Annotated in this window: 11 protein-coding genes; 4 read left to right on the top strand and 7 right to left on the bottom strand. The window is 67.1% G+C overall.

Translation table 11 applies throughout. The annotated features are described in order from the left end of the window. Positions 1–394 (bottom strand): ABC transporter ATP-binding protein (locus DPV79_RS16630; RefSeq protein ID WP_244321765.1); only part of this gene is annotated, 394 nt, incomplete at its 3' end. Between DPV79_RS16630 and DPV79_RS42105 the strand changes: the two genes are divergently transcribed. Further along, positions 342–731, top strand: a complete 390-nt coding sequence (locus DPV79_RS42105; protein ID WP_165843519.1) for a hypothetical protein — start codon at positions 342–344, stop codon at positions 729–731. The genes DPV79_RS16630 and DPV79_RS42105 overlap by 53 nt on opposite strands. 174 nt (positions 732–905) lie before the next feature. Here the strand turns inward: DPV79_RS42105 and DPV79_RS16625 are convergent, their stop codons facing one another. From DPV79_RS16625 to DPV79_RS16615, 3 genes are all read right to left on the bottom strand, one after another. Further along, a complete protein-coding gene (locus DPV79_RS16625) occupies positions 906–1,373 on the bottom strand; it encodes a nucleoside deaminase (RefSeq protein WP_113045949.1) in 468 nt (155 codons plus the stop codon). A 110-nt stretch (positions 1,374–1,483) separates the two neighbouring features. Then, positions 1,484–1,954: a cyanase gene (gene cynS, locus DPV79_RS16620; RefSeq protein ID WP_021160503.1), complete on the bottom strand. Its 471-nt coding sequence runs from the start codon at positions 1,952–1,954 to the stop codon at positions 1,484–1,486. Between the two features lie 30 nt (positions 1,955–1,984). After that, the gene (locus DPV79_RS16615; protein WP_027789886.1) at positions 1,985–2,644 is read right to left on the bottom strand and encodes a carbonic anhydrase; all 660 of its coding nucleotides are present in this window, start codon (positions 2,642–2,644) and stop codon (positions 1,985–1,987) included. 113 nt (positions 2,645–2,757) lie between these two features. Between DPV79_RS16615 and cynR the strand changes: the two genes are divergently transcribed. Further along, the gene (gene cynR, locus DPV79_RS16610; RefSeq protein WP_113045948.1) at positions 2,758–3,654 is read left to right on the top strand and encodes a transcriptional regulator CynR; all 897 of its coding nucleotides are present in this window, start codon (positions 2,758–2,760) and stop codon (positions 3,652–3,654) included. Positions 3,655–3,738: 84 nt separating this feature from the next. Beyond that, on the top strand, positions 3,739–4,194 hold the full coding sequence (locus DPV79_RS16605; RefSeq protein ID WP_113045947.1) for a DUF3304 domain-containing protein: 456 nt from the start codon (positions 3,739–3,741) through the stop codon (positions 4,192–4,194). Positions 4,195–4,233: 39 nt separating this feature from the next. Here the strand turns inward: DPV79_RS16605 and DPV79_RS16600 are convergent, their stop codons facing one another. After that, the gene (locus DPV79_RS16600; RefSeq protein ID WP_021160507.1) at positions 4,234–4,437 is read right to left on the bottom strand and encodes a hypothetical protein; all 204 of its coding nucleotides are present in this window, start codon (positions 4,435–4,437) and stop codon (positions 4,234–4,236) included. A 34-nt stretch (positions 4,438–4,471) separates the two neighbouring features. Further along, positions 4,472–5,803, bottom strand: coding sequence for a DUF3422 family protein (locus DPV79_RS16595; RefSeq protein ID WP_113045946.1), 1,332 nt, complete (start codon positions 5,801–5,803; stop codon positions 4,472–4,474). A gap of 161 nt (positions 5,804–5,964) precedes the next feature. On the opposite strand from DPV79_RS16595, the gene DPV79_RS16590 reads away from it, so the two are divergent. Next, entirely contained in the window at positions 5,965–6,840 is an 876-nt protein-coding gene (locus tag DPV79_RS16590; RefSeq protein WP_021160509.1) for a LysR family transcriptional regulator, read from the top strand. Here the strand turns inward: DPV79_RS16590 and DPV79_RS16585 are convergent, their stop codons facing one another. Further along, complete coding sequence (locus DPV79_RS16585) at positions 6,841–7,401, bottom strand: hypothetical protein (RefSeq protein WP_113045945.1); 561 nt, start codon at positions 7,399–7,401, stop codon at positions 6,841–6,843. It lies immediately after the preceding gene. Between the last annotated feature and the right edge of the window lie 43 nt (positions 7,402–7,444).

The following is a 7,444-nucleotide window of genomic DNA, read 5'->3' as shown; positions in this document are numbered from 1 at the left end:
GCGCGAGCGCGTCGGCCACGCGTTCCCGGATCTCGTTCTTCGGCGTGCCTTCCTGCTTCAGGCCGAACGCGACGTTCGATTCGACCGTCATGTGCGGGAACAGCGCGTACGACTGGAACATCATGTTGACCGGGCGGCGGTACGGCGGCAGCGACGCGAGATCCTCGCCGTCGACGAAGATCTTGCCGGAGGTGGCCGTCTCGAGCCCGGCGAGCATGCGCAGCAGCGTCGACTTGCCGCAGCCCGAGCTGCCGAGCAGCGCGAACAGCTCGTTCTTCGCGATCGTCAGGTTCACGTTGTCGACGACCGTGCTGTCGCCGAATTTCTTCACGACATTTTCGATGCGCACGAAGGCGTCGTTCGGCTCGAGCATGTTCGTCGTCGGTCGATGCATCGCATCAGGTGTACTGAATGAATCCCGTTTCATGATGGTCCGTTTCAAGCAGGTAAGCGAATCTCAGGCGTCAAGCGCGACCGGCGGCAGTCGAGCGGTGCTGGCGGAGAGGGATCGAGCGATTCCTCGTCCGGAACGAATGGCGCAACGAAACAGGCAGGGAAAACGCACGGCGATCGATGGCGATCAGTCGCGAACGACCGCGGCCACCCCGCTGGCTGTCATGAAGATTTCATCGGTTTTCATCGGGCTTTCCGCACGTTTTCGTCGTCTCCAGTGCGAATTTTTAAACCCGTCAAAAACCTTTTGGATCGCGGATTTCCGTTCCGGACATTGAACGGGATCGATGTTTGGGAAGGCGGGAAAACGGGGGCACGACCCGCCTCGCGCGGCAGCGCGGGCGCCCCGGCGGCACGGGCGCCGCCGGATGACACGGAAGACGAAACGGAGGGTGGGGAAAACGAGCAGCCGGGCGGCTGCAACGCGCGGCCTGGGCGCCGCGCGGGTCACGTCACTTCGCGTTCAGTTCCTTCCAGCGCCGGTACACGTCGATCGCGCCGCCGTGCTTCTGCTGCACCATCGGCAACCGGCGTTCCTCGATCGGCTTCGCGTATTCGGCATAGAACGTGTCGAGCTCGAAATACTTGCGGTCGTCGCGGTAGAACGGCGCGTAGTCCTCGCGCGTCGTGATGTAGACCACGCGTTTCGGGCTGCAGTAGTACAGCGAGCCGAGGCACATCGGGCACGGGCTCGCGAGAATGTAGATCTCGCAGTCGGTCAGGTGCTCGGTGCCGAGCTTGCGACACGCGTCGCGCACCGCGAGGATCTCGGCGTGCGCGGTCGGGTCGCTGGTCTGCGCGACGAGGTTCGGGCTCTCCGCGACGATCTCGCCGTCGCAGACGATCACCGTCGCGAACGGGCGGCCGCCCTCTTCCACGTTCTTCATCGCAAGATCGATCGTGCGTTTCACAAAATCCATGGCTGCGTCCTCGTTGAAACGGCATGGCGGGAACGTGCGGCGGCTTCAACCGGCCGATGCTCGTCGGGCGGGAACCTGCGCGGCACCGCTGCCGCAGCGCCACGCCGGCGTCAGAACGGCTTGGTCGGCAGGTACTTGCCGTCGAGCGTGATCACCGCGCGCGAACCGCCTTCCGGATCGTCGACCTTCTTCACGTCGAGCCGGAAATTGATCGCGCTGATGATGCCGTCGCCGAACTTCTCGTGTACGAGTGCCTTCAACGTCGTGCCGTACACCTGCAGCATTTCGTAGAAGCGGTAAATCGTCGGGTCGGTCGGCACGCGATCGTCGATGCTGCCGCGCAGCGGGATCGTCTGCAGGAGCAGCACCGCGTCGTCGTCGAGGCCGAGCTTGTCGGCGACATTGCGCGCAGCATCGGCCGGCAGCGCATGCTGGCCGAGCAGCGCGGCCGTCACGAACGCTTCGCTCAGGCCCGTGCCTTCGGTGAGCTGCGCGAACGACAGGTTCTTGCGCGCTTTCGCGAGAACGACGGTCTCCGCGAGCGCGTGGCGGGCGGTCTGGCTGTGCTGGGACTGGATCATGGCAATTCCTCGTGGTGGGGTGGGAGCGATTCAGGCCGCGACGGGAAGCGTCGCGGGCGTGGCGCGGACCTCGGGATGGTCCGCCAGGGAGACGAACCGGCCGGTCGCGCCGTCATGAGCGTCGATGCAGCCCGATTCGATGTCGTAGACCCAGCCGTGCAGCGCGAGCCGCCCTTCTTCGAGCGCGAGCCGCACGGCGGGGTGCGTCTTCAGGTTCGCCAGTTGCGCGACGACGTTCTCGCGCACCATCGAGTCGATCCGCTCGCGTTCGCTGCGGTGCGTGCGCGCCTCGTTCACGACGCGCGCCGAATCGGCATAACGCAACCAGTGGCCGACGGCCGGCATGTGATCCATGCACTGGCAGGTGGCAATCGCGGTCATCGCGCCGCAATCGGAATGGCCGCAGATCACGACGTCGGTCACGCGCAGCGCGGCCACCGCGTATTCGACGGACGCCGACACGCCGCCCGGCTCGGGGCCGTACGACGGCACGATGTTGCCGGCATTACGGATCACGAACAGGTCGCCCGGTTCGCGCTGCGTGACGAGTTCGGGCACGAGCCGGCTGTCCGAGCACGAGATGAACAGCGCGCGCGGATGCTGGCTGCGCGCGAGATCGCGGAACAGCGTGGCGCGCGCCGGGTACGCGTCGCGCTGGAACTTCAGGAAGCCTTCGATGATGTCCTTCATCGCGTGTTCTCCGGTGCGGGTGGAATCGATGAAGAGCAGGTTACGCCGGGCTTCCAATAAGGTAAAAGACTGATTTATGATCCACCGGATAAGCAGGACTTATAGGAATCGCCATGCTGCTGCGCCATATCCACTACTTCCTCGCCGTCGCCGAGCATCGCAGCTTCACGCGCGCGGCCGCCGCGCTGCATGTGTCGCAGCCCGCGCTGTCCCAGCAGATCCGCCAGCTCGAGGAGACGCTCGGCGCGCAATTGTTCGACCGCACCGGGCGCGTGACACGGCTGACCGACGCCGGCGACGTGTATTTCCGCTATGCGCGGCAGGCGCTGCACGATCTCGCGGAAGGCCGGCGTGCCATTCACGACGTGCAGGATCTCAGCCGCGGCTCGTTGCGGATCGCCGTCACGCCGACCTTCACGAGCTATCTCGTCGGGCCGCTGGTCGAGGCGTTTCACGGCCGCTATCCGGAGGTGTCGCTGTCGGTGCGCGAGATGTCGCAGGAGCGCATCGAGGCGCTGCTCGTCGACGACGAGCTCGATGTCGGCATCGCGTTCGACGAGGTGCAGACGGCCGATATCGCAGCGCAACCGCTGCTGGTCGAAACGCTCGCGCTCGTCGTGAACCGCCGGCATGCGCTCGCCGGAAAACGCAAGGCCGGCCTGCGCGCGCTGCACGACGCGCCGCTCGTGCTGCTCACGGCCGAGTTCGCGACACGCGTGCAGATCGATCGCTATTTCCGCGAACACGACGTGCGGCCGCGCGTGTCGATGGAAGCGAATTCGCTGGGAGCCGTGATCGAGATCGTGCGCCGCACGAACCTCGCGACGCTGCTGCCCGCGACGATCGCGAGCGGGCACGACGATCTCGTCGCCGTCGCGCTCGATCCGGCCGTCCTGCGGCGCACGGCCGCGCTGCTGCAACGAAAGGAGGCATACCGGAGCGCGGCCGCGCGCGCGTTCGTCGAACTGGCGCTGGCGCACGGAGCGGGGGCCGTCAGACGCGCGCGATAACCTCGGCCGCCGGGGTGCACGGCACGCGCCCCGGCGCTACCGGCGACCGATCGTGCCGCCGAACCGACTCACTGGAAAACCGACATGCCGAACCTGCTACGCCGCCTGATACTCAACCCGGTTGCCGCCGCGGCATTGCTGGCGGGCGCGGCCTGGTGGATCCACGCACAGACGCGCGCCGACGGCCCGTATCGCGTCGTGGGATTCAACTACACCGATCGTGGTGTCTACAGTTTCGTGGTGGATGGCTTCGGCGCGGGCAGCGTGCACGCGCGCCAGTTCGGCGGCGGGGGCGGCACGATGTGCTGCATGAGCGTGCCGCGCGGCAAGAAGACCTGGCACGTCAGGATCACGTACGATCTGACGCCTGAAGAAGACGCCCGGAACCAGGCGCCCGACATCGTCGAAACCGACGTCGCCGTGCCGGCTTTGCCGAACCGGCGCGACGGTTATATCGAGTTTCACTTTCTACCCGGCCGCAAGATCGACGCCCGATGGGTGGCATACCCGACGATGCCGCGCATGCGTGCCGCTGGGTGATCGGGAAGGGCCTGCGCAGCCCACCCGCCCGGCGCTGCGTCAGTTGTAACCGAGAATCGCCACCGCCGCGACGTCCGGCCGATCGATCGTATTCCCGACGAGCGACGTCATCGGCTCCTGCAGCACGGCCTGATACGACGTCACGCGCGCGGCCTCCGGCACGCCCGCGTCGTCCGGTGCCGGTTCGTCGAACGCGGCATCGAAACCGCTGTAGAACTCCGGTTGCTTCTGCGAAAAAGTCATCTCCACTCCTTTACCTGATCAAGTTTTCGATGTTCTAACCGACCTGCTTCAACGCCGCCGCATGCACCGCCGCGCCGTCATGTGCGTCGTCATGCGCGGCCTCCGATCGCGCCAGCTGCGCGCGCGTGCGCCGCGTGATGTGAATCACCGCGAACACGACCGGCGCGATCAGCAGGCCTTCCGCCAGTTCGGGATCGACCGGCAGGTTCATCACGTGCAGCGCCTTGAACGCCGCCGTCGCGAGCGACAGCACGTAGTACGAAATGGCGGCCACCGACAGCCCCTCGACCGCGTGCTGCAGATGCAGCTGGTTGCGCGCGGTGCGCTCCATCCCCGCCAGCAAACGCGTTACGTCCTTTTCCTGCGCGAGATTCACGCGCGTCCGCAGCAGGTCGACCGCCCGTGCGATCCGTGCGGCGATCTGTTCGTGGCGTGCCCATACGCTGCGACAGGTTTCCATCGCCGGCGCGAAACGCCGCTCCATGAATTCGGCGATCGTCGGCATCCCTTCGATACGTTCCTCGCGCAGCTCGTGGATGCGTGCCAGCACGAGCTTCTCGTACGCCCGCGACGCACTGAAGCGCGCGCCCGATCCCGACAGCGACTCGACCCGCACCGCCAGATGCGTGAGCTTGACGAGCAGCGCGGTGTCGTCGCCGTCGGCGCCGCTCGCGTCCATCCGCTGCATCAGCGCATGGAGCGCCGCGTGGATCTCGTCGAGCTCGCGGCTCATCTGGCGCGCGACGGGCAGCGCCAGCAGGGCCATCATCCGGTACGTCTCGATTTCATGCAGGCGCTGCAGCAGGCGGCCGCCCTGCTCCTCGCGGAAATCCTCGTCGACGACGAGAAAGCGCATGAAACCGTCGTCGCGCACATGCCAGTCGCAGAACACCTTGCCGCCGCCGAGCACGTTGCTGCCGACGAGCGCGGGCCCGTCGATCCAGCGGCGCAGGTCGCCGCAGACGAGCCGCGCGGCGTCGCCCGTGAGCAGCTCCATGCGCACCGCGACGAAGCGGATGCCGGCGAGCCGCGCGAACCACGCGGCCGGAATGCCCTCGATCGCGAGATCGTCGAAATAACCGGTGTCGCGACGCGGCGCGACGAACGTGAAGGTCGAGAATTCGGTGTGGCGCTCCCACTTCAGGTGCCAGCCGCTCGGCGACTGCACCGCGTAGTGCGTCGCGCCTTCGTGCGGCGCGGCGATGCCGGTATCGCGGCACAGCGCGTGCAGCAGCGTTTCGTGGATGTCGGGCTGGCCGTCCGCGTAGATCGCGTAATGCGTGAGCGACACGGCTTCGGCGAGCCGCAGGAACGGCCGGGCATGTAATTCCGCGGCCAGCGCGGCGCGCAACGGATGGTCCATCATCGATACACCACGCTTCCCTGTTCAGTCCCGCACGCCGGATCGTCCGGCCCGAACGCCGCGCCGCCCTCGGGCGAAACGTCAGCGTGATCGCACTATGGCAGACACACAGCAACAATAAAAACGCATAATGTTGATCGTTACGTTCAGTTTTCCTGATACCCATGAAGATGCTCGATCACGACGTGCTGGCTACCGTCGTCGCCGTCGCGGAGACCGGCAACATGACCCGCGCGGCCGAGGCCGTGAACCGTTCGCAGTCGGCCGTGAGCATGCAGATCAAGAGCCTGGAAGACGCGATCGGGCGGCCGCTGTTCGTGCGCAAGCCGCGCAGCATCGTGCTGACGCGTGAAGGCGAGGTGCTGCTGGGATTCGCCAGACGAATGCTGGCGCTGCGCGACGAGGCGTGGGCGGCCGTGGTGCGGCCGGAAGTGACCGGCAAGGTCGTGATCGGCGTGCCGGACGACTATGCGTCGTCGCTGCTGCCGTCGGTGCTGAAGAAGTTCTCGGCGACCTACCCGAAGGTCGAGATCCAGGTGATGGGGCTGCCGAGCAGCGCGCTCGCGCCGCTGATCAAGGAAGGCACCGTCGATCTCGTCTGCGGCACGCGCATCAAGGGGCTGTCCGGCGACTTCATCCGCCACGAGCCGATGGCGTGGGCCGCGATGACGAACGGGCCGCGCGTGTGGGAAGAGCGGCCGCTGCCGATCGCGGTGTTCATGCCGGGCAGCGTCGCGCGCGAGAACGCGATCCGCAGCCTCGAACGCGCGAAGGTGCCGTACCGTACTTCCTATGAAAGCCCGAGCCTGCTCGGGCTGCTCAGCATGGTCGAGGCCGGCCTCGCGGTCGCGCCGCTCGCGCGCTGCGCGATTCCCGCGCAACTGTCGATGCTCGGCCGCGCGCACGGGCTGCCCGACCTGCCGCCGCTCGAACTGATTCTCGCGCGCAGCACGAAATCGAAGCGGCCGCCGTGCGACTTTCTCGCGGAACAGCTGATGGAAGACCTGCAGCGTCAGACCGGGCAGACCGGCGACGCGTGATCAGCGCATCGCGCCGAATCCGGCCGCACCCAGTGCCGCGTTGACGTTCGCGGCCACCCGATCGACAAGCGCCTCCAGCGTATCGCCGCATACCTGCGTGTGTTCCGGTGCGACGTGCTCCGCGCGTTGCCAGCCCCACTGCGCGCCCGACGCGACCGACAGCGTCGCGCCGAAGCGGTTGCCGTGGCGGCGGCCGAAGGTGCTCACGCGCCGCCCGGCCACGTAGTCCTGTTCGGGCAGGCAAAGCCGGATCTCGACCGCGACCTGGTCGCGATCGTTGACGCGCGCGGCCGGGCTGACCGTCGCGGCGAACACCTTGCCGATCCGCCAGGTCACGTCGCGCTCCCACGCCGCGAGCGGCCCGCCGGCCGCGTCGACCCGCTCGGTGTCCACCGACCACTGATGCCGGTCGGGCACGACGATCGCCTGATGCAACAGCATTTCGGCCACGCGCACCGTCGTCATGAGCTGACGCGCGAGTTGCTGGCCCGACGGCAGCGACGCCGTCCGTACCCGGCCGTTTGCCGGCTGCACGACAGGTACTGCTTCCAATAGATCCATGACTCCTCCGCATGCAGGATCGGCGCCGCGCACGCAGCATCGC

The organism is Burkholderia reimsis, assembly GCF_003294055.1.
Classification (GTDB): Bacteria; Pseudomonadota; Gammaproteobacteria; order Burkholderiales; family Burkholderiaceae; genus Burkholderia; species Burkholderia cepacia.
This window is presented reverse-complemented; position numbering and strand designations above follow the sequence as displayed.